16 protein-coding genes are annotated in these 20,896 nt (G+C 70.3%); 11 read left to right on the top strand and 5 right to left on the bottom strand.

The features are described 5' to 3' along the window. Nucleotides 1-392 precede the first annotated feature (392 nt). The 8 genes from FWJ67_RS07525 to FWJ67_RS07490 all read left to right on the top strand — a co-directional run bounded on the left by FWJ67_RS07525 (nucleotide 393) and on the right by FWJ67_RS07490 (nucleotide 10,817). A complete protein-coding gene (locus FWJ67_RS07525) occupies nucleotides 393-2,135 on the top strand; it encodes a flagellar assembly protein A (RefSeq protein ID WP_414481890.1) in 1,743 nt (580 codons plus the stop codon). Nucleotides 2,136-2,337: 202 nt separating this feature from the next. Next, a complete protein-coding gene (locus tag FWJ67_RS07520; protein WP_304172687.1) occupies nucleotides 2,338-3,600 on the top strand; it encodes an ROK family protein in 1,263 nt (420 codons plus the stop codon). A 70-nt stretch (nucleotides 3,601-3,670) separates the two neighbouring features. After that, nucleotides 3,671-4,942, top strand: a complete 1,272-nt coding sequence (locus FWJ67_RS07515; RefSeq protein ID WP_304172688.1) for a hypothetical protein — start codon at nucleotides 3,671-3,673, stop codon at nucleotides 4,940-4,942. A 131-nt stretch (nucleotides 4,943-5,073) separates the two neighbouring features. After that, nucleotides 5,074-7,242: a hydantoinase/oxoprolinase family protein gene (locus tag FWJ67_RS07510; protein WP_304172689.1), complete on the top strand. Its 2,169-nt coding sequence runs from the start codon at nucleotides 5,074-5,076 to the stop codon at nucleotides 7,240-7,242. Between the two features lie 28 nt (nucleotides 7,243-7,270). After that, entirely contained in the window at nucleotides 7,271-7,957 is a 687-nt protein-coding gene (locus FWJ67_RS07505; RefSeq protein ID WP_304172690.1) for a hypothetical protein, read from the top strand. Between the two features lie 14 nt (nucleotides 7,958-7,971). Further along, nucleotides 7,972-9,348 (top strand): FAD-dependent oxidoreductase, encoded by a 1,377-nt coding sequence (locus tag FWJ67_RS07500; protein WP_304172691.1) that lies wholly within the window; start codon nucleotides 7,972-7,974, stop codon nucleotides 9,346-9,348. A gap of 54 nt (nucleotides 9,349-9,402) precedes the next feature. Further along, nucleotides 9,403-10,092, top strand: a complete 690-nt coding sequence (locus FWJ67_RS07495; RefSeq protein WP_304172692.1) for a hypothetical protein — start codon at nucleotides 9,403-9,405, stop codon at nucleotides 10,090-10,092. A gap of 32 nt (nucleotides 10,093-10,124) precedes the next feature. Beyond that, on the top strand, nucleotides 10,125-10,817 hold the full coding sequence (locus FWJ67_RS07490; RefSeq protein WP_304172693.1) for a hypothetical protein: 693 nt from the start codon (nucleotides 10,125-10,127) through the stop codon (nucleotides 10,815-10,817). A 22-nt stretch (nucleotides 10,818-10,839) separates the two neighbouring features. Here the strand turns inward: FWJ67_RS07490 and FWJ67_RS07485 are convergent, their stop codons facing one another. From FWJ67_RS07485 to FWJ67_RS07475, 3 genes are read right to left on the bottom strand one after another with little or no spacing between them, the layout of a single operon-like run. Then, nucleotides 10,840-13,986: a DNA polymerase III subunit alpha gene (locus FWJ67_RS07485; RefSeq protein WP_304172694.1), complete on the bottom strand. Its 3,147-nt coding sequence runs from the start codon at nucleotides 13,984-13,986 to the stop codon at nucleotides 10,840-10,842. Between the two features lie 20 nt (nucleotides 13,987-14,006). Beyond that, nucleotides 14,007-14,306 (bottom strand): DUF6504 family protein, encoded by a 300-nt coding sequence (locus FWJ67_RS07480; protein ID WP_414482673.1) that lies wholly within the window; start codon nucleotides 14,304-14,306, stop codon nucleotides 14,007-14,009. Further along, nucleotides 14,291-15,529, bottom strand: a complete 1,239-nt coding sequence (locus tag FWJ67_RS07475; protein ID WP_304172696.1) for a hypothetical protein — start codon at nucleotides 15,527-15,529, stop codon at nucleotides 14,291-14,293. Before FWJ67_RS07475 ends, FWJ67_RS07480 begins: the two co-directional genes overlap by 16 nt. 150 nt (nucleotides 15,530-15,679) lie before the next feature. On the opposite strand from FWJ67_RS07475, the gene FWJ67_RS07470 reads away from it, so the two are divergent. Further along, entirely contained in the window at nucleotides 15,680-16,555 is an 876-nt protein-coding gene (locus FWJ67_RS07470; RefSeq protein ID WP_414482672.1) for a DUF72 domain-containing protein, read from the top strand. 164 nt (nucleotides 16,556-16,719) lie between these two features. Here FWJ67_RS07470 and FWJ67_RS07465 read toward each other — a convergent pair whose 3' ends face one another. Then, nucleotides 16,720-18,063, bottom strand: coding sequence for an NCS2 family permease (locus FWJ67_RS07465; protein ID WP_414481892.1), 1,344 nt, complete (start codon nucleotides 18,061-18,063; stop codon nucleotides 16,720-16,722). Between the two features lie 120 nt (nucleotides 18,064-18,183). After that, nucleotides 18,184-19,125 carry a carbamate kinase gene (locus FWJ67_RS07460; RefSeq protein WP_414481893.1) on the bottom strand — a complete coding sequence of 314 codons (942 nt, stop codon included), beginning with the start codon at nucleotides 19,123-19,125 and terminating at the stop codon, nucleotides 18,184-18,186. 237 nt (nucleotides 19,126-19,362) lie between these two features. On the opposite strand from FWJ67_RS07460, the gene groES reads away from it, so the two are divergent. Together groES and groL are read left to right on the top strand one after the other, a co-directional pair. Next, on the top strand, nucleotides 19,363-19,653 hold the full coding sequence (groES, locus tag FWJ67_RS07455; RefSeq protein WP_304172700.1) for a co-chaperone GroES: 291 nt from the start codon (nucleotides 19,363-19,365) through the stop codon (nucleotides 19,651-19,653). Between the two features lie 51 nt (nucleotides 19,654-19,704). Next, a partial coding sequence (gene groL, locus FWJ67_RS07450; RefSeq protein ID WP_414482671.1) for a chaperonin GroEL occupies nucleotides 19,705-20,896 on the top strand: 1,192 nt, incomplete at its 3' end.

Genomic DNA, 20,896 nt, shown 5'->3' with positions numbered 1-20,896 from the left:
GAGGCGGGGTGGGCCTGGCCTGTGCTGAACCACCGGACACCCACGCTCGGTCTGGTGGGCCCCACAGACCCGTTCCCAGTTCATGATATCGGACGGTCCCCTACGCTTCTGGAGAGCCGCTCTCCCCATCCTGAGCCAAAGGTGGGTCCGAGCCGCCACACCTTCACCACCCTCAGGGAACCACGAGGAGAAGCCGGCCGATGAAAGCCAGAGGCTGACGCCCTGGGCCTAGTGGGTCCTGGCGCAGGCCTTGGGCTGGCCGCGGCGTGGTCTCTTTGGGGTGGGCAAGACAAGGCAAAGGGGGGACTGGAACCTTGGGGACCACTCCGGATGGGTTGGCGCGCGTCGCGGTCGGATTGTCAGCCAGCTACGCCTGGGTTGAAGGCGGTCAGGTGAGGATCCACCATGAGCCGGGAAGCCGGTGCCACCCCGTGCTGCGTCCTGGGCCGAACGTGCGCCTCTGGGTCAATGGCGAGCTGGTGTCGCACGCCCGGGTGATCTTACCGGGCGATGAGGTTACGGTGGAGGTCAGCGGCGAGGATCAGCCCCCGCGGCTGGACCATCGGGTCACCCCGGATGGGATGCACTGTTTCTTGAGCTTCAAGGGGGGCCGCATGGGACGGATGCGGCTGATGGACCAGCTTCCCTCCCGGGAGCTCACCCTCGTTGCCGTCCCCGATTTCTCCGATCCGGCCTTGGGTCTCTCCACGGCCGATCTGGTCCGGTACCTCCGGGAGGAGGTGGGGATCCGGGCGCCCATCGACGAACAGGCCGTGAACCGCCTCCTCACGGGGCTGGAAGCAGAGGTGGAGGTAGCCACCGGCACGCCGCCCGGCCCCACCGTCGACGGCTGGATTGAGTACTTGGTCCCCTTCTCCGTCGAACGGGTGCAGGTGAGCGACGAGGCGGCGGAGCCCGTCGACTACCTGGATCTCCGCCGCATCCCCACGGTGAAGGCCGGGACCACCTTGGCCGTGGTTCATCCAGGCCAGCGGGGCACGCCGGGGACCGATGTGTACGGCCGAGTGGTGGAGGCCCCGGAACCCCAGGAGCCGGTCCTCCGGGCGGGGCCGGGGGTGCAGCTCGTCGGGGACGGCCGGGCGGCGGTGGCCCTGCAGTCGGGCCGTCCTGCCCGGCAGGACCACCTGCTCATGGTCTTGCCTACCTACACCGTTGAGGGGGATGTGGATGTGGAGACGGGCCACATCCGCTTCGACGGGGATGTGGTGGTCCTAGGGAGCGTCAAGGAAGGAACCAAGGTGCTCTCGGGGGGCCGGGTGATGGTGGCGGGAACGGTGGATGGCGGCACCGTCCGGGGACGCCTCGGGGTGCAGGTGGCGGGCAGCGTGGTCAGCTCCACGGTGATGGCCGGCGGCTCGGCGGCCGCGGCCCGGACCTTGCTCAACGAGTTGCAGCCCCTGCTCCAGATGTTGGAACGCCTGGTGGCTTCCCTCCGCTATCTCAAAGAACAGCCCCAGTACCACCAGATTGGGGACCGGCGGCCCCCGGACGGGGTGCTGATCAAGCGGCTGCTGGAGTTGAAGTTTCCCAGCCTCCCGAAGCAGGTGCAAAGGCTCTTCGAGCGGAGCAAGACCTTTGACGAGACCGATATGGCTTTGGAAGGGGCCGTGGCCGTGCTCATCCGGGCCCTGGTCACCCCGGGGCCTCTGATCCTGGCCGACGGGACGGAGCTGGAAGAGGCCGTGGAGCAGCTCAAGGCCGCGTCCTACCGGCTCGAAGCCGATGCGTCCATGGAAGCCGACATCGGCGTGCGTCATGTGCAGAATGCGGCCTTGCACGCCTCGGGGCGGATCTCGATCCGGCACGGGTCCATCTTCAACTCGGAAGTGGTGGCCGGCACGGGCATCACCGTCTACCGGGGGGTGGTCCGGGGTGGGAGCCTTCAGGTTTTCCGCGGGGCCATCAGCCTGGACGAGGTGGGAAGCCCCTTGGGGGCCCGGACTCGCCTGAAGGTCATCGACGGTGGGACCGTGCAGGCCAGGCTCGTCCACCCCAATGTGGTGGTGGAGATTGCTGGGCGGCGCTATGTGGCTGACCGAGTCCTCCGCCATGTCCGCTTCTCCCTGGACGACCGGGGCGAGTGGCACCAGAGCCTCTTTCGAGCCCCGGCGTAAGGGCCGCCCAGGCCCTCTTCTTTATGGTGCTGCCCACGGCCCAGTTCCCGGGGTCGTGGGCATCTTTTCTTGTCCTGGATGGCCTTCCTTTTTTCACACCGAGCAGGATAGATGTCAACTCTGTTGAAGAAGTCCTTAGAAGCTGGGGAGGACGAGGTCCCCCGGCTTCTCCGGTACCCGTCGCCAAGGAGGCGAGCGCCCGGTGAGGATCGACCCGCGCCGGTCCCGGCAGCTCAACCGGACGATCATTCTCCAGCTGTTGCGGGAGCACGGCCCGCTCTCCGGCTACGATGTGGCCAAGCGGACGGGCCTGAGCCGGACGGCCGCCTACAACGTGATGGATGAGCTGGTGGCCGCCGGATTGGTCCAGGAGCGGCTGGGGCGCTCCCGGGGCGGGCGGCGGCCAGTCCTCTACCAGCTCCGGGCGGAGGCGGGGTTTGTCATCGGAGTGGATTTGGGTGGCACCCGGATTCGGGCGGAAGCCTTCTCCCTCCGGGAGGAATCGGTCGCTGTCTCCGAGGTGCCTGTGACCGGTGGCGGCGAGGGGAGCGTTCTGGGAAGCGTCGTGGAGGCAGTGACCAACGTGGGCGGCCACCTGCCCGGACCCGTGCTGGGTCTGGGGGTGGCCGCTCCTGGTCTGGTGGACGCCGTGGAGGGGAGGGTCCTGCAGGCGGCCCATCTGGGCTGGTACGATCTCCCCCTCGCCCAGATGTTGAACGCCCGGTTCGGGTGGCCCGTCATCGTCGAGAACGACACCAATGCGGCGGCCCTGGCCGAGACCCGTTTCGGCGCCGGGCGGGGCCACCGGCATGTGGTCTACGTCCGGGCGGGCACGGGGATCGGGGCGGGGCTGGTGCTCGATGGCCAGCTCTACCGGGGCGAGTGGGGCGTGGTGGGTGAGTTGGGCCACATGGTCATGGAGCCCGAGGGAGCCCTCTGTGCCTGCGGCCGGCGCGGCTGCCTGGAGACCCTGGCCTCCGTGCCGGCGGTGCTCCACCGGTATCAGACCCTTCGGGGCGACGAGGAGAAGCCGCCCTTCAAGGACCTGGTGGCCCGGGCGTACAACGGCGACGCCCATGCCCGGGTGGCCCTGCGGGAGGCAGGGCGCTGGTTGGGACGGGCCCTGGGTAATGTGGCCAACCTGCTGGGCCCCTCGGCGGTGGTGCTGGCCGGGCCCCTCGCGGGCGGCGGGCCCCTCTTCTGGGAGCCGTTGCTCGCCGAGTTCCGCCATCGGGTGCTTTCCCGGGCCGCCGGCCAGATCTGGGTGGCTCGGGGTGAGCTGAAAGAGCGGGCGGCGGTGGTGGGCGCGGGCCAGTTGGTCTTTGAGCGGGTCTTCTCCGATGAGCACGAGGAGTGGTTTGCCTCCCTGCGTGAGGAAGACGGCGCACGCGGGGAGCCTTCCAGCCTCGAGGATGACGACGGGGGTGAGAACGGAGGCGACGCACAGGCGAGCGTTGGGCGCTGAGGTTTGGCTGTCTGGCTGACGAACGGGGCGACCCGCAGGTTGCCCAGTCGAAAAAAGGGGGTAGGGAACGATGTGGACGGCAGTGGCTATCTTGGCCATTTTCTTGGTCTTCGCCTTCCTCATGATTACTCAGAGGCTCTCGACCGTTCTGTCCCTGATCTTCATGGCCATTCTGATCCCGCTGGTGGCCGGAGTCCCCTTCGGAGGGGAGCAGGGGATCCTCCAACGGGTCATCGAGGCCGGTTCCATCCGGATGGCCTCGGCCATCGCCGCGGTCATCTTCGGGGCGTGGCTGGGGCAGCTCATGGTGCAGACAGGCATCTCCCAGTCCATGATCGCCAAGGCGGCGGAGCTGGGAGGCGACAAGCCCATGGGGGTGGCTGTGGCCCTGGGCGTGGTGGTCGCCATTCTCTTCACGGCCGTCGGGCATCTGGGCGCGGTGATCATGGTGGGGACCATTGTCCTCCCCATCCTCATGTCGGTGGGCATTGACCGCCAGAAGGCGGCCACCATCTTCCTCTTCTCCATGGCCACCGGCATCGCCATGAACCTCTCCAACTGGCAGACCTACGCCTCCATGGCCAATGTGGAGATCGGGGTCATCCAGCAGTTCGGCGTCATCCAGTTCGTCCTTACCGGCGTGGTGGCCCTGGTCTACATCGTCCTGCAGACCCGGTCCGTCGCGTCGGAGTGGGCCGTCGGGGGGACGGCGGCGGCGCCCAACAAGGTGGAGAGCAAGCAGGTCCCGCCCCTGGCCCTCCTGACCCCGCTCATCCCGCTGGTGCTGGTGCTCGGCTTCAAGTGGCCCATCGTGCCCAGCATGCTCACCGGGATCCTCTACGGCGCGGTCACCGTCGACTTCCGGAACGCGCCGGCCAACCTGACCCGGTCGGTGATCGACGGGCTGCGGGAGACGGCGCCGGCCATCACCCTGATGGTGGCCATCGGCATGGTGCTCAACGCGGTCTTCCTGCCCCAGGTGGCCGAGGCGATGAGCGGGCTGCTCCGGGCCATCATCCCGTCGACGCCCGTGGCGTACGTCCTCTTCTTCGCCCTGCTGGCGCCGCTGGCGCTCTACCGAGGGCCGCTCAACATGTGGGGCCTGGGCAGCGGCATCGTGGGCCTCATCATCAGCCTGGGCATCCTCAGCCCCCAGGCGGCCATGGCGGCCTTCATGTCCACCGAGCGGGTGCAGATCGCGGGCGACCCGACCAACACCCACAACGTCTGGACAGCAGACTTCACCAAGATCGACGTCAACTCCATCACCCGGAAGCTGCTGCCCTACCTGTGGCTGGTGGCGGCGCTCTCGGCTCTGATCGCTGGCATCCTCTACGTCTAAGGTGAGGACGGGGACTCGGGAGCGTGGGCTCCCGAGTCCCCCGGCACAGCCGCTCCTGGCTCCATCGCAGTGACTGGATCAAGGCTGCTCCCGCACACGGCCGCGGGGGTTGGCCGGGGAGGGGACCGGACATGGCAGAGAAGAATCAGCCGGGCCGGCGGGTCCGGATCGGGATCGACGTGGGGGGCACCTTCACCGATGCGGTGGCCATTGATGACGAGACCCTCGAGATCCTGGCCCAGCTCAAGATTCCCACCACCCACAACGACCCCCACGGTGTGGCCGCCGGGGTGATTCAGGCGGTGCAGGGGGTGTTGGAGCGGGGTGGCATCGACCCGGCCGAGGTGGTCTTCATCTCCCACGGCACCACCCAGGCGACCAACGCCCTCCTGGAGGGGGACGTGGTCCCGGTAGGGATCGTTGGCATGGGGAGCGGCCTCGACGGGGCCCGGGCCCGGAACCAGACCCAGATCGAGCCCATCCCGCTGGCCCAGGGGAAGGTCCTCCAGCCGCTCCATACCTTCCTCGACACGGGCAACGGGCTCACCCCCGAGCAGGTGACGGAGGCGCTGCAGGCCTTGGTGGCCCAGGGGGCGGAAGCGGTGGTGGCCGCGGAGGCGTACAGCGTCGATGATCCCTCCCGAGAGCTCATGGTGCAGCAGGCGGCCCAGGCGATGGGGCTGCCGGCCAGCGCCTCCTACGAGATCTCCAAGCGGTACGGCTTGAAGGTGCGCACCCGGACCGCCGTCATCAACGCCTCCATCCTCCCCCGCATGACCCGCACCGCGGATATGACCGAGGCGAGCGTCCAAGCCGCGGGGATCACCGCGCCCCTGATGATCATGCGGGGCGACGGCGGCTCGATGATGGTGGGCGAGATGCGGCGGCGGCCCATCCTCACCCTGCTCTCGGGGCCGGCCGCGGGAGTGGCGGGCGCCCTCATGTACGCCAAGGTCTCCGACGGCCTCTTCCTCGAGGTGGGCGGCACCAGCACCGACATCTCCCTCATCAAGAACGGCCGGGTGATGGTGGACTACGCGGAGGTGGGCGGCCACCGGACCTACTTGCGCTCCCTGGACGTGCGGACGGTGGGCGTGGCCGGCGGGAGCATGATCCGGGTGCGGGATGGCCGCCTGGTGGAGGTGGGGCCCCGGAGCGCCCACATCGCCGGGCTGGAGTACGCGGCCTTCGCTGACCCGGAGGCCCTGGACGGCGCCGAGCTGGAGATCTTCGCGCCCCTCCCCGGGGATCCGGAGGAGTACGTGGCCGTCCGCACCGCCCGGGGTGAGCGGTACGCTCTCACCCTCACCGACGCGGCCAACCTCCTGGGACGCGTGGGGCCCGACGACTACGCCCGGGGGAACCTGGACGGGATCCGGCGGGCTTGGGCCCCCCTGGCGGCCGCGCTGGGCACCACGGTGGAGGAGGCGGCCCGCCAGGCCCTGGATCTGGCCGCCCAGAAGGTGATCGAACCGATCGAGGCCCTCCGCCGCAAGTACGCCCTCGAGGACTCCAAGGTGGTCCTGGTGGGCGGCGGTGGGGGCGCGGCGGCGGTGGTGCCCCATGTGGCGGCCACCATGGGCGTGCCCTACCGGATCGTGGAGAACGGGGCGATCATCTCCACCATCGGGGTGGCCCTGGCCATGATCCGGGAGACCATCGAGCGCTCCATCACCAACCCCACCGAGGAGGACCTCCTCCGCATCCGCCGGGAGGCCCAGGAGGCGGTGATCGCCCTGGGGGCCGACCCGGCCACCGTCGAGGTGCAGATCGAGGTGATCCCCGACGAGCACCTGGTCCGGGCCGTGGGGACAGGCGCCACCGAGCTGCGGACGGGGACGGGCCGCCGGGTCCAGCTGAGTGTGGATGAGCGCCGGGCGGTGGTCGCCCAGAGCCTGGGGGTGCCCGAGGATCAGGTGGAGCACCTGGGCGGCAGCCAGGGGCTGGAGGCCTTCGGCCACACGGTGGAGCGGCGCCAGTTCTTCGGGCTCTTCAAGAAGCGGGAGCAGCGGGTGCAGGTGTGTGACCAGGAGGGGATCATCCGCTTGAAGCTGGCCCACGCCGTGGTGCGAGGGGGCACCGCGGGCGAAGGACGTCACGCGGCCCAGCTCATCCTGGAAGAGGGTTCGACCATTAAGGACACCGGGCGGGTCCTGCCTAACCTCTTCGTTCTGGTGGGCTCCCGGATTGTGGATCTCTCGGGCATTGCGGATGAAAACCTCATCCTGTCCATGATTGAGACGGAGCTGGCCGGCTTGCCTGAGGAGACGCCCATCCTCCTGGTGGCCGAACCGCGCTAACGAAGACGACCGTGAGGGGGAATGGATGATGAGCCGTTTCTTGCAACTGCTGGAAGGGGGCCGCTTCGGGCTGATTGTCGCCCTGCCGGCCAACAGCGTGGAGATGGCCCGGGCCGCGGAAGAGGGCGGCGCGGACGCCATCAAAGTGCACCTGAACATCACCCACCGGGCGACCAAGCGGACTTTCGGCTCCCTGGAGGCGGAGCGGGCGGTCCTGGAGGAGATCCTGGAGGCGGTCAAGATCCCCGTGGGCCTGGTGCCCGCCGCGGAGAAGGCCGACCGCGACGAGATCACCGCCGCGGCGGCCATGCCCTTCGACTTCGTCGACATGTTCGCCCACTTCATGCCTGCCTGGCTGCTGGGCGTGGGGACGTGGAGCCGTATGGCGGCCGCCGATGCCAGCTTCAACGAGGAGCTCCTCCGGGGCCTGGGCCAGGTGCCCGGGATCCACATGGCGGAGCTCGCCCTCATCCCGCCCGAAGGGTACGGCCAGCCGCTGAACGTGCGGGATCTGGCTCTCTACCGGCGGGCGGTGGAGGCCTTCGGCAAGCCGGCCATCATCCCCAGCCAGCGGCGGCTGGAGCCGGCGGACGTGCCCGCGCTGCGGGCGACGGGGGCGGCGGGGCTGATGATCGGGGTGCTCTCGGTGGGCGAGGATCCCAAGGAGATCTACGAGATGACCCGGGCCTTCCGCGAGGCCATCGAGCGGAGCTGATGAGGAGGGATCGGATGGTACCGGTGTCCACCTACGATCTGGTGGTGGTTGGCGGGGGCAGCGCGGGCGTGACGGCCGCGGTGGCGGGCGCCCGCATGGGGCTCAAGGTCGCCTTGGTGGAGCGGTACGGTTTCCTGGGCGGCACCCTGACCGCGGCCATGGTGGGGCCCATGCAGTCCTTCCACGCGGGCGAGACCCAGGTGGTCAAGGGGCTGGCCCAAGAGGTGGTGGACCGGCTCCGGGCCACGGGGGACTCACCCGGGCATGTGCCTGACCCCATCGACTACTGCTCCAGCATCACCCCCTTTGACTACGAGGGGCTGAAGCGGGTCCTCCAGGAGATGTGCGTGGAGGCGGGCGTCGATCTCTGGCTCCACACCCTCTTTCTCGATGCGGCGGTGGAGGGCGGCACGGTCCGCCACATCCGGGTCTGGCAGAAGGATGGGGTGAAGGAGCTGGCCGCCCGGTTCTTCATCGACGCCTCCGGAGACGGCGACCTGGCCGCCGCGGTGGGGGTGCCTTTCCAGGTGGGCCGGGAGGAGGACCGCCTGCCCCAGCCCATGACCATGATCTTCTCCGTAGGCGGCGTCAACTGGGACCGGGTCTTCGACTACTTCCAGGAGCATCCTGAGGAGCTCCAGCACCCGGTGGCCATCCACGGGACCATCGACCCCGAGCGGCTCCGCCGCCTCCCCTTCCGGGGCTTCTCCGCCTTCCCCACCCTCCTGGAGGAGGCCCGGGCGGCGGGGGAGTTCACCATCCCTCGCCAGCGCCTGTTGGTCTTCGAATCCTTGCGGCCCGGCGAGGCGGTGGTGAACACCACCCGGGTCCAGGGGCTCTCCTCCCTCAAGGGGCGGGAGCTGGCCCGGGCGGAGGTGGAGGGCCGCCGCCAGGTCTGGGAGCTGGTCGACTTCCTGCGCCGGCGGGTGCCCGGCTTCGAGGAGGTCTACGTCATCGCGGTGGCGCCCCAGATCGGTGTGCGGGAGAGCCGGCGGATCCAGGGCGAGGCCCAGGTGACCCAGGAGGACATCCTGGCGGCCCGCCACTTCCACGACGGGGTGGTCTACGGCGCGTACCCCATCGACATCCACGATCCGGCCACGGCCAAGAACAAGACCCGGCGCCTGCCCGAAGGGGAGTACTACTCCATCCCCTACCGGGCCCTGGTGCCCCAGGGCACGGCCAACCTGCTGGTGGCGGGGCGGTGCATCTCGGCCAGTCACGAGGCCCTGGCCGCGCTGCGGCTCTCGCCCTTCGCCATGGCCATGGGCCACGCGGCCGGTGTCGCCGCGGCCCTGGCCCTCAAGGACGGGGTGGCCGCCCGGGAGGTGGACGCGGACGCCTTGCGGGCCACCTTGGCCGAGCAGGGCGCCTTCCTGCCGGAGGCGTAGCAGCCGGACCGCTTGGCCTGGGGGCTGGGCGGTCTGGAGGGAGGAGGAAGGAACATGAGCCTTGACCTGTACGGGCGGGGGACGCTGGTGGTCAGCCTGCCCAAGAACGACCCGGAGCTGGCCCGGGCGGCCCAAGAGGGCGGCGCGGACCTGCTCAAGGTGCACGTCAACGTCCACCACCGGGCCAGCGGCAACGGCTTCGGCTCCCTGGAGGAAGAGGGAGAGCGGATCCGGCAGGTGGCGGCGGTGGGGCTCCCGGTGGGGTTGGTGCCGGGCGAGGAGGCGATGATCACCCCCGAAGAGACGGAACGCCTCAGCCAGTGGGGCATCAGCTTCATCGATGTGTACCTCTCCCACCTCCGCCTGTACCTGTACCGGTCGGGCCTGCCGGTCATTCCGGCCATCAACGCGGGGACGCCGCCCCACCTTTGGACGGGCCTGCGCGCTCTGCCGGGCGACTGGCTGGAGGCTTCGGTGGTCCCCAAGGAGGGGTACGGCCAGGAGGCTCGAGGGGAGGATCTGGCGGTCTTGGCGGCGGTGGGCCAGGCGACGGGACGGAAGCTCTTGGTCCCGTCCCAGCGGGCGATGGATCCCGAGGATCTGGGACTCTACTTCCGGGTTCCCGAAGTGCACGCCATCATGATCGGCGCGGTGGTGACGGGCCAGGAGCCCGACAGCCTCTACCAGGCGACGGCCGCCTTCCGGCGGTCCTTGGACCGGCTCCGGGCCAAGGGCTGGGTGTGACCGCCGGCGGGCACGGGGAAGGGGGAGGGCGGATGGGACGGGGGCGGGCCGCCGGGCTGGACCGCCTGGCCGAGGAGGCGGGCCTCTTCCTGGTCCGGGCCTCCCCCCGGTGCTACCCCCTGCCCGAGGCGGCCCTCCGGGACCGGGTGGCCGCCGCCCTGCAGACGGGCGCGGCGGCCAGTGAGGCCCTCCGCCGGCGCTGGCCGGCGGCCCGGGCGGACGAGGTGGCGGAGGCCCTGGGGGTGCCGGTACAGGAGCGCCCCACCAGCCCCGAAGGGACCCACCCCTCCCGCCTCCGCCTGGCCGGGTTCCGCCCGGGGCGCGGCATCACCCTCTACCAGGACGGGCTGGCCGCCCTGGCCCGGGGGCTGGCCGCCTGGCTTGCGCCGGGCGCCCGGGCCGAGGAGCTGGCCCGGGAGGTGGTGGTGGCCCACGAGCTCTTCCACGCCCTGGACCGGGGAGCCGCCCGCTCCCGGCTTGAGGGGGTGGAGCTTCCCCCCTTGGCTGTCGCCCGGCGATTGGGGTACCCCGCCCGGCTCCTGGGCTTCCCTTTTCGGGCGGCCATCCCTGAGCTGGAGGAGGTGGCGGCCCACGGCTTCAGCACGGCCTGGAGCCGCCTGCCCGTGCCCGCGCTGGTCCTCCATGGGGTGCTGGCCGCCCAGTACGATCCCCGGTGGGCCGCCTGGTGCCGCGCGCAGGGGCTTGGGTGTGGGGCCGAGCCGTGAGGCGGCGCCTGCTCCCCGTGGTTCAGCCAGCTGCGCCCCCGGGCGCCGCCGGGGCGAGCTTGGGGCTCCGGCGGAAGGCCCGGACCCGGGTGGCTTCCACCGACACCCCCTTCCCCCGCCAGGCGACCCGGCCGTCCACCACCAGGACGGGGTAGCCGCCGAAGATCGCCTCGCCGTCCCGCTGGTAGACATGCTCGAAGACGGTGGCATCCACCAGGCCAGTGGGGTCCTCCAAGGTGAGGAAGATCACCGTCCGCCCGCTCCGGGTGGGGGGCCGGTGGGGCCGGATGAGCAGGCCGGCCACCCGCACCGGCTGCCCCGCCTCCATCTGCCGGAGCTGGCGGGCGGGGGTCACCCCCATCCGCCGCAGCTCAGGCTCCAGCAGGGTGAGGATGTGGCGTTGGGTGGTCAGCCCCAGGGCTTCGTACTCCAGAAGGAGCCGCTGGTCGGGGGAGAAGTCCTCCACCTCGGGCCGGGGGCCGCGGGGGGCCAGGTCCAGCCGCTGCTGGGCCGGCCCTGACCCGCCGGGGGTCAGGGGCTGCTCCCGGTGGCGCAGGGCCTCCTCCAGGCTGAAGAGGAGGCGGCGCCGGTTGGGATCGAAGCGGTCCAAGGCGCCGGCCAGGATCAGGTAGGTGAGCCCTTCCCGGGTGAGGCGGGTCCGCCGGCAGAGATCCTGGAGCGAGGTAAAGGGGCGGCTAGCCCGCGCCGCGAGGATCTCCTCCACGTCTGTTTCCCCCAGCTCCCGGACCAGCGAGAGGGAGAGGCGGATGCGGCCCTCCTCCACGGTGCAGTGCTTCTCGCTCCGGTTGATGTCGGGCGGCAGCACCGCCACCCCCCGGCGGCGGGCTTCGTGGACCAGGGTGTTGGGCGGGTAGAAGCCCATGGGCTGGTGGGAGAGGAGGGCCGCGTAGAACTCGGCCGGGTAGTGGCGGACGAGGTAGGCGGTCTTGTACGCGGTGTCGGCGAAGGCGGCCGCGTGGGCCTCGCAGAAGCCGTAGCCCGCGTAGCCCACGATGTAGGAGAAGATCACCTCGGCCACCTCCCGGGGGGTGCCCCGGGCCACCGCCTTCTCGATGAAGTGGCGCCCGATCCGCTCCATCTCCTGGTGGGAGCGGTAGTGGGTCATCACCCGGCGGAGCTGGTCGGCTTCGCCTGGGGTGAAGCCGCCGATGACGGTGGCGATCTCGATCACCTGCTCCTGGTAGAGGACCACCCCGTAGGTCTTCTCCAGGATGGGTTCCAGGCGGGGGTCCACGTAGGTGACCGGCTCCAGGCCCCGCCGGCGCCGGAGGAAGGGCTCCACCATATCCCCTTGGATGGGCCCAGGGCGGATGAGGGCGACGCTGGCCACCACATCCTCGATGGAGTCGGCGCCCAACCGGGCTTGCAAGGCCCGCTGGGCGGGGCTCTCCAGCTGGAAGACGCCCACCGTCTCCCCCTCCCCCAGCATCTGGAAGGTGGCCCGGTCGTCGAGCGGGATGGCCTCGTAGCGGAAGGAGGGCTCCCGCACCTGGATGGCCCGGGTGGCCGTCCCCACCGCGGAGAGGGTCCGCAAGGAGAGCAAATCCAGCTTGATCAGCCCCAACGCCTCCACATCGTCTTTGTCAACGGAGAGGATGGTCACCCCCTTGGCCGCCCGCTCCAGGGGCGCCACCCGGGCCAGAGGCTCCCGGCTCAGGACCAGCCCGCCCAGGTGGGTGCCGATGTGCCGGGGAAAGCCGGCCACCTGGGCGGCCAGCTCGAAGAGGAGCTGGTACCGCTCCAGGGGGAGGCGGCTCTCCCGGAGCTCGGGGAGCTCCTGGATGGCCTGGGGGATCCGGTCCGCGGGGATGTGGGGGAAACGCTTGGCCAGGGGGCCGATCTCCTCGTCGGAGAAGCCGAGGACCTTCCCCAGATCCCGCAGGGCGGAGCGGGCCCGGTAGGTTTGGAAGGTGCAGACCGAGGCCACGTGGTCGGCGCCGTACCGGCGGGAGACGTAGGCCGCCACCTCATCCCGCCGCTCGGCCTCAAAGTCCAGGTCGATGTCGGGCTTCTGGGCCCGCTCCAGGCTGAGGAACCGCTCAAAGAGCAGCCCCCGGCGGATGCTGTCCACCTCGGTGAGCCCCAGGCAGTAGGCGACGGCCGAGTCGGCCGCGGAGCCCCGGCCTGCGTGGCGGATGCCCCGTGCCTGGGCGAAGCGGACCAGGTCCCAGGCGACCAGGAAGGCATCGGCCACGTCCAGCTTCTCGATCACCGCCAGCTCGTGCTCCAGGCGCCGGCGGATGGCGGGGGTGAGGCGGCCGTACCGGCGCCACGCGCCCTGGTAGGTGAGGCGCCGCAGGAAGGCGATGGTGCTCTCCCCCCGGGGGGTGGGGAAGGCGGGGAAGCGGTTGGGGGGCTTTTCCGGCAGGGCGGGCCGGCAGCGCCGGGCGATCTCCAGGGTGTTCTGCAGGGCCCGGGGGTCGTCGGGGAAGAGGGCGGCCATCTCTTGGGGGCTGGTCAGGTAGTTGGTCCCGTTGAGGCGCCGCTCGGGGTGGACGTCGGGCAGGCGGGTGCCGGTCCGCACGCAGGTGAGGGCGTCGTACACGGGAAAGCGGTCCGGGGTGGCGTAGTGGACGTTCTGGGTGGCCACCCACTCCAGCCCCGCTCTTTGGGCGATCTCCCGCAGGGCCGCATTCAAGGCCCGGCCGCCGGGAAGGCGGTTGTTCTGCAGCTCGATGTAGAAGTTCTCCCGCCCGAAGAGGCTGGCGTACCGCTGGGCGGCCCGGAGCGCGCCGGAGCGGTCCCCCCAGAGGAGCCGCCGGGCGATCTCCCCCCGGCGGCAGCCGGAGAGGGCGATCAAGCCCTGGTGGTGCTCTTCCAAAGCCTCCGGGGAGACGGCCGGCTCCCCCCGGGGCCGGCTCAGGTGGGCGTGGGTGAGGAGCTGGGAGAGGGTGGCATACCCTTCGGGCCCATCGGCCAGGAGGGTGAGGTGGGTGCCGTCGGTGAGGGTGACCTCGGCGCCCAGAAGGGGCCGGATCCCCGCCGCGCGGGCGGCCCGGGTGAAGGCGACCGCGCCGCTCAGCCGGTTCCGGTCGGTGAGGGCCAAGGCCTCCATCTCCAGCGCGGCGGCCTGGTCGACCAGATCCTGAATGGAGCTCCCCGCCTCAAGAAAGGAGTAGGGGCTGTGGACGTGGAGGTGGACGAACACCCCAAACCCCTCCTGAATGCTCAATCATCGATCCGATCCAGCACCCACGGGCCCCGGGGCTGGCGGAAGAGGAGGATGCCGGTGCCGCCCCCTTGGAAAGCCACGTGGAAGCCCTCGGTGACCGGCTCGCCTTCCCACCAGCAGCCGGCCTCCTGCCAGCTGTCCAAGATGGCCTCGATCACATACCGCCGGCCCCGCCAGCAAAAGGTGCTGCCCGGCAGGGGGAGGACCGCCGGCACCGCCCCGGCAGGCGGGGCAGGGTGGGACGCGCCCGCCTGGCCGGGCAGGGTGAGGGTGATGGGGGCTACGATCCGCCGCATGGCCGGGGTTCAGGCGGCTTGAGCCAGAGGTGGAGCATCCGCTCCCGGCGGGAGAGGGGGAGGGTGCTGGCGGGGACCGGTGCGGCCTGCCCGAAGCGCTGCTGGGCCGCTTCCAAAAGCTCCGCCAGGCCAGGGGCGGCGGGCCCCTGGCCGGCAGGGGTTGGAGCCGCCTCGGCGGTGGGGACCAGGCCCTTGGTCTGGCGGGCGGCGGCTGGAGCCAGATCGGCCGCCTCCACCAGCAGCCGGCTGCCCGGCAGGGGTGGGGCGAGCAGGAGCCGGCGGGCCAGGCGCTCAGCCTCCCGGGCCAGCCGCTGGGGATCGCTGAGGGGCTCGGAGAAGCGGCGGGAGGCCTGCCGGGAAGCCCCGGCCGTTTCGGAGCCGCGAGCTCCGGCCGGCGGCAGGAGCCGGAGGGTGAGGCGGGACGCCCCCCGGCCTTGGCCGGCCAGCTCCTGGGCGAGGCTGGCGGCCAGGGGCGCCAGGAGCCCGGGGAGCTCCGAGCCGTCGAACCCGTCGGGAAGGGAGACCTCCCGCTGGAGGCCGGGATTGGGGAAGGCGATCCGGACGGGCGTGGGATCGCGGCCCAAGCTGGCCTCGACCAGCTGGTGGGCCAGGGTCGCGCCCAGGGCGTCGACCAGAAGGCTTGAGGGGATGGGGGCCGCCTCGGCCCTCCCGCCCGGCGCGGGAGGCTCCGGGCGGGCGTCAGCTTCAGGCCGAAGCCCTGAGATCTGGCCGATCCGCCACAGGCCCAGGCGCTGGAGCACCTCCAGGTGCGGGGCGAGCGTCCACAGGTAGACCACAGGAAGGGGCGCCAGGAAACGGGCCGGATCGAGCAGGCGGTAGAAGCGGGGGGCGGGCTGGCTCCAGGTGTCCCCCCGGCCCGGAGGCAGCGGCCGGCAGAGGAAGCGGACCCCCGCCGCCCGGGCCGCCAGCCGGGAGGGCGCCAGCACGGCCAGGGCCTGGGGCCCGGCCTGGAGCTGCTCCAGGAACGAGTCCAACCGGGAGAGGTCATGGGGGTTCAGGCCGGCGAAGAACTCCTCGCTGGAGAGGGGCTCCACCCGGGGCGTCAAGGCGGCGGCCGCTTCCAGGAGCGGGCGCAGGGGATGCCGGTCGTCCACGGGGTCCGGCGGTGATGCCGGAAGCTCCAGGAGCTGGGCGACGGTCCTGGCGTCGGTGCTGGCGGGTGCCAGCCGGCCTGTGAGCCGCACGTGGAGAACCCAACCCATAGCCATGCCTCCATGGGGTCAAGTGTTCGGTGCCCCCATTGTACGAACAGGTGATCGCCACGTCAACTGGAAAGGCGTGGAACCCCCGTTGACCGGACGGGCTCGGGCCGCTATGATGGGGGCACCCAGCGGTGGGAAGGGGGCGGGTTGGTGGGGGGCATCCGGGTCGGCACCTGTGCGTGGTCCGATCACGAAAACTTCTACCCCCGGGGCCTGAAAGCGGGGGATCGCCTGGCCTACTACGCCCAGCACTTCAACCTGGTGGAGGTGGACGCCACCTACTACCACCTCCAGCCCCGCCGCAACTTTGAGAAGTGGGCCCGGGTGACACCCCCCGATTTTGTCTTCAACGTCAAGGCCCACCGCTCCATGACCCTCCACGACCGGCCCCGCCCGCCGGAGGCGACCCTCGTGGAGACCTTCGCCCTCTTCCGCGAGGCGGTCCAGCCCCTCCAAGAGGCGGGCAAGCTCAGGGCCCTCCACTTCCAGTTCCCGCCCTGGTTCACCCGCAGCCGGGAGAGCCTCGATTACCTCCGCTGGATCCGGGAGCTGCTTCCTGAGGCGACCATCGCCATCGAGTTCCGCCACCGGAGCTGGTTCCGGGGGCCTGAGGAGACGGCCGCCACCCTGGCCTTCCTCAAGACCCTGGGGTACGTCCACACCATCTGCGATGAACCCCAGATCGGCTCGGGAACCGTTCCACCGGTGGTGGCCGCCACCCACCCGCAGCTGGCCATCCTCCGGCTCCACGGGCGGAACGCCGAGACCTGGTACCGGAAGACCCGGACCAGCGGCGAGCGCTTCGACTACCTCTACTCCCGGGAGGAGCTAGCGGAGTGGGTCCCGCCTCTTGAAGCCCTGGCCCAGCAAGTGGCCGAAGTGCACGTCCTCTTCAACAACAACCGGGCCGATTACGCCGTCCGGGGCGCCCGGATGATGCAGCAGCTCCTCCAGCTGGTGCCACCCGGGGACGAAGGCCCAACCCCGCCCTGGCAGAACCTGGACCTCTTCTCCACCTCCTCCTAACCCCCGGCGCCCGCACGGGCGCCGGCGCCACCTCCTGGGCAGGTGGGCGATGGACGGGGCCTGAGAGGCGAAGGCCCCGGGCGGTGACCCGGGGCCTTCCGAGGCCAGGTTGGTCCTCGCTTCAGGGTTTCCCTCGCTCCCGAGGGGCTCGTCTCCGGCAGGGGCTAGCTCAAGAAGACGAACCGCAGGATGAAGAGCACGCCCAAGAGGTAGGTGAGCCAGTGGACCTCCCGCCCCTTGCCCATGACCAGCTTCAGGAAGGGGTAGAGGATGAAACCCAGGGCGATGCCGGTGGCGATGCTGTAGGTGAAGGGCATGGCCACGATGGTGATGAAGGCGGGGAGCGCCTCGCTGATCTCCTCCCAGCGGATGCCCTCCACCTGGCGGATCATCATGGCCCCCACCACCACCAGGGCCGGCGCGGTGGCCGCGGCGGGCACGATGGCGATGATGGGCATGAAGAAGAGGCTGAGGAGGAAGCCGGCGGCCACCACCACGCCCGCCAGCCCTGTGCGGGCGCCGGCCGCCACGCCGCTGGCCGACTCCACGTACGAGGTGACCGTCGGGGTGCCGAAGACGGCGCCGGCCATGGTCCCCACCGCATCGGCCATTAGGGCCCGGTTGGCCCGGGGCAAGTTTCCCTTCTCGTCCAGGAAGCCGCCCTGGGAGGAGACGCCGATGAGGGTGCCCACGGTGTCAAACAGGTCCACAAAGAGAAAGGCGAAGATGATCTCCAAGAAGCCCAGCCGCACGGCCCCCATGATGTCCAGCTGGCCCAGGACGGGCGCCCAGGTGGCCAGGCTGGGCCACCGGAAGAGGCCCTCGGGCCGGGGGGTGACCCCCATGAAGATGCCGATGACGGTGGTCACCAGAATCCCCACCAGGATGGCGCCCGGAACCCGCCGGGCGAGCAAGAGCCCGGTGACCGCGAGGCCGATGATGGCCAGCAGGGTGTGGGGGTCCGCCAGGGTGCCCAGGGCGACCATGGTGTCGGGGTTGGCCACCACGATGCCCGCGTTGCTCAGGCCGATGAGGGCGATGAAGAGGCCAATGCCCGCGCCAATGGCCTTCTTCAGGGTCATGGGGACCGCGTCGATGATCATCTCCCGCACCCGGCTCAGGGTGAGGATGACGAAAACGGCGCCCGAAAGGAAGACCGCCCCCAGGGCCGTTTGCCAGGGAATGCCCATGGAGCCGACCACCGTGAAGGCGAAGTAGGCGTTCAAGCCCATGCCGGGCGCCAGGGCGAAGGGGTAGTTGGTGAGGAAGGCCATCAGAAGGGTGGCGAAGGCGGCGGAGAAGATGGTCGCCATCACCACCGCCTCGAAGGGCATGCCGGTGGTGCTGACCAGGCTCGGGTTGACAAAGATGATGTAGGCCATGGTCATGAAGGTGGTGAGGCCGCCCACCACCTCCCGCTTCCAGGTGGTGCCCGCCTCTTCCAGGTGGAAGAGGCGCTCCAGGAGGGGCTCGCTGGGCGAGGCCGCCGCTCGCAGCGTTTGGTCCATCGGTTCCTCCGCTCCTCGTCGGGGTCTCGGGGCTAAATCCGAACATTTTCAGCCCCAGTGACATATATTGTACGTGTTCTGTGCTTCTCCTGCATGGTTGGAGCCCCTCTTTTCCGGGGTTCATGCCGTGGGCACCACCCGGGTGCCGGCCCGCCCCGCCACGATGAGCTCCGCCGCCTCCAAGGCTCCGATGGCGGCCTCCCCGCCCGCCTCGGCGAACTCGGCCGCCGCCCGCACCTTGGGGGCCATGTTCCCCTGACCCAGCTCGTCCGACGCCAGGAGAGCCCGAGCCTCCGCCGCGGTCAGGCGGGGGAGGGGCTGGGCCTGGGGCGTGCCGAAGTCCCGGTAGACGGAGTCCACGTCGGTGAGGATCAAGAAGCGGTCCACGCCCAGGGCCCGGGCGAGGAGGCTGGAGGCCAGGTCTTTGTCGATGACCGCCTCCACCCCCCGCCAGGAGCCGTCAGGCTCCTGCACCACCGGAACCCCGCCCCCGCCCGCGGCGATGGGGATCGCCCCCGCCTCCAGCAGGTTCCGGACCGCCGCCACCTCCAGAATCTCCAGGGGCGTGGGGGAGGGGACCACCCGGCGCCACCCCCGGCCCCGTTCCTCCGCCCACACCTCGCCCCGGGCCTGGCCGGCCGCCGCCTCTTCCGGACCGGCCACGGGGCCGACGGGCTTGGTGGGCCGGTGAAAGGCGGGGTCGCGGGGATCCACCCGCGTGTGGGTGATGAGGGAGACCACCGGCCGGTGGATCCCCCGGCGCTGGAGCTCGGCCTGAAGGGTCTGCTGGATCATGGCGCCGATCACCCCTTGGGTGGCGGCCACACACAGGTCCATGGGCCAGGGCGGGACGGCCTCCCGGGCGAGGTGCTGCTGGATCATCAGGTTGCCCACCTGGGGCCCGTTGCCGTGGGTGAGGACCAGCTGGTGGCCGGCGGCGATCAGGTCCGCCAGGGTCCGGACCGTCCCCTTCAAGGTCTCCAGCTGCTCGCTGGCCCACCCTTTCTGGCCCGGTCGCAGGAGCGCATTGCCGCCCAAGGCGACCAGGAAGCGTTCGCCCATACCTTTCCCCCCTGCGCAGGATCTTCCCGGGAGATTTTTGCCTGCCCCCGGGGAACCCTGCCGGTGGCGGGAGGCTTTTCACCCGGCCGAGGGCGGGTGGGGGCCACTCTTTTGGAGGAAACCTCTTGACAGGGATTGCCGGGGGAGGCATATTAGGTACCGGGTTAGCACTCGCAGGCAGCGAGTGCTAACAACATGACCACGAACGACCCGGGGTGTCATTGAGGAGGGGTTTCTGTGACGCTCAGGCCACTGGGCGATCGGATCGTCGTCAAGACGATCGAGGAAGAGGAACGGACCCAAGGCGGCATCTACCTGCCCGACACGGCCAAGGAGAAGCCGCAGCAGGGTGAGGTCATCGCCGTCGGCCCCGGTCGGGTCCTGGAGAACGGCCAGCGGGTCGAGCTGGAGGTCAAGGTCGGCGACCGGGTCATCTTCGCCAAGTACGGCGGCACTGAGGTGAAGCTCGAAGGGGAGGAGTACCTGATCCTCCGGGAGAGCGACGTCCTGGCCGTCGTCGATCGGTAAGGGCGGTTGACCTGACCGTTCCAAGAGTTTTCACCACGAGGAGGTCACTTCATGGCAGCCAAGCAGCTGGTCTTCGATGCTGACGCCCGAAAGGCGCTGGAGCGCGGCGTCAACGTCGTGGCCAATGCGGTGAAGGTCACCCTTGGTCCCAAGGGCCGGAACGTGGTTCTGGAGAAGAAGTACGGCTCGCCCACCATCACCAAGGACGGCGTCTCCGTTGCCAAGGAGATCGAGCTGAAGGATCCCTACGAGAACATGGGCGCCCAGCTCTGCAAGGAGGTCGCCTCCAAGACCAACGACGTGGCGGGCGACGGGACCACGACGGCGACGGTGCTGGCCCAGGCCATCGTCCGTGAGGGTCTGAAGAACGTGGCCGCCGGCGCCAACCCCATGCTCATCCGGCGGGGGATTGAGAAGGCCGTCCAGACCGCGGTCGAGGAGATCAAGAAGCTCGCCACCCCCGTGGAGGGCCGGCAGCAGATCGCCCATGTGGCCGCCATCTCCGGAAACGACCCCGAGATCGGCGAGCTGATCGCCGAGGCCATGGAGAAGGTCGGCAAGGACGGCGTCATCACCGTGGAGGAGGCCAAGGGGACCACCACCACCGTGGAAGTGGTGGAGGGGATGGAGTTTGACAAGGGTTACCTCTCGGCCTACTTCGTCACCAACACCGAGACCATGGAGGCCGAGCTGGAGGATCCCCTGATCCTCATCCACGAGAAGAAGATCTCCAGCGTCCATGACCTCCTCCCCGTGCTGGAGAAGGTGGTCCAGGCCGGCCGTCCGCTCCTGATCATCGCCGAGGATGTGGAGGGTGAGGCCCTGGCGACCCTGGTGGTCAACCGGATCCGGGGGACCCTGAACGTGGCGGCCGTCAAGGCGCCGGGCTTCGGCGATCGGCGGAAGGCCATGCTGCAGGACATCGCCATCCTCACGGGCGGCACCTTCATCTCCGAGGACCTGGGCCACAAGCTGGAGAACGTCACCCTCGACATGCTGGGCCAGGCCCGGCGGGTCCGGATCACCAAGGACAAGACCACCATCGTCGAGGGCAAGGGGAGCCCCGAGGCGGTCAAGGGTCGGATCGAGCAGATCAAGCGGGAGATCGAGGAGACCGATTCGGACTACGACCGCGAGAAGCTCGAGGAGCGGCTGGCCAAGCTGGCTGGCGGCGTTGCGGTGATCCACGTCGGCGCGGCCACCGAGGTGGAGCTGAAGGAGAAGAAGCACCGCATCGAGGACG

Origin of the sequence: Limnochorda sp., assembly GCF_047459355.1 — a bacterium.
Lineage (GTDB): Bacteria > Bacillota > Limnochordia > Limnochordales > Limnochordaceae > Limnochorda.
The sequence above is the reverse complement of the archived record's forward strand: the minus strand, read 5'-3'. Positions and strand labels throughout refer to the sequence as shown.

Coding starts and splice junctions, on each gene's coding strand:
- FWJ67_RS07515 (WP_304172688.1), top strand. CDS start 3,671: ATGTGGACGGCAGTGGCTATCTTGGCCATTTTCTTGGTCTTCGCCTTC.
- FWJ67_RS07510 (WP_304172689.1), top strand. CDS start 5,074: ATGGCAGAGAAGAATCAGCCGGGCCGGCGGGTCCGGATCGGGATCGAC.
- FWJ67_RS07505 (WP_304172690.1), top strand. CDS start 7,271: ATGAGCCGTTTCTTGCAACTGCTGGAAGGGGGCCGCTTCGGGCTGATT.
- FWJ67_RS07500 (WP_304172691.1), top strand. CDS start 7,972: ATGGTACCGGTGTCCACCTACGATCTGGTGGTGGTTGGCGGGGGCAGC.
- FWJ67_RS07495 (WP_304172692.1), top strand. CDS start 9,403: ATGAGCCTTGACCTGTACGGGCGGGGGACGCTGGTGGTCAGCCTGCCC.
- FWJ67_RS07490 (WP_304172693.1), top strand. CDS start 10,125: ATGGGACGGGGGCGGGCCGCCGGGCTGGACCGCCTGGCCGAGGAGGCG.
- FWJ67_RS07480 (WP_414482673.1), bottom strand. CDS start 14,306: ATGCGGCGGATCGTAGCCCCCATCACCCTCACCCTGCCCGGCCAGGCG.
- FWJ67_RS07475 (WP_304172696.1), bottom strand. CDS start 15,529: ATGGGTTGGGTTCTCCACGTGCGGCTCACAGGCCGGCTGGCACCCGCC.
- FWJ67_RS07465 (WP_414481892.1), bottom strand. CDS start 18,063: ATGGACCAAACGCTGCGAGCGGCGGCCTCGCCCAGCGAGCCCCTCCTG.
- FWJ67_RS07460 (WP_414481893.1), bottom strand. CDS start 19,125: ATGGGCGAACGCTTCCTGGTCGCCTTGGGCGGCAATGCGCTCCTGCGA.